At 67.6% G+C, this 395-nt stretch carries 1 pseudogene; it reads left to right on the top strand.

The window, feature by feature from the left end:
• Positions 1 to 395 (top strand): annotated as a pseudogene (locus EXE42_RS17195) (molybdopterin oxidoreductase); the annotation flags it as partial.

Here is a 395-nt window from a genome sequence, read left to right on the forward strand (position 1 = left end):
TCGAACACGGTGAAGGGGTACGACGTGGAGAACTTACTCGAAGACGCCCGGCAGGGGACGCCCGCGATCATCATGACGCGGTCGTACCCGAAGCACGTCGGCAACGAGCAGACGCTCGACGACGACCCCTGGTACACGAAGACCGGGCGGCTGGAGTTCTTCCGCGAGGAGCCCGAGTTCACCGAGGCCGGCGAGAACATCCCGCTCCACCGGGAGCCGATGGACGCGACGCCGTACGAGCCGAACGTCATCGTCGACGACAGCGACAGCCCGGTGATAGACCCCGAGACGCCGGACGACCGCGGGTGGGACGGCGACGAGGTCGAGGACACCAACGACCGGCAGGTCCGGAACGTGGTGCGCTCGCCGAACGAGCTCACCGACAGCAGCCACCC

It is taken from the genome of Halorubrum sp. SP3 (genome assembly GCF_005435195.1).
Lineage (GTDB): Archaea > Halobacteriota > Halobacteria > Halobacteriales > Haloferacaceae > Halorubrum > Halorubrum sodomense.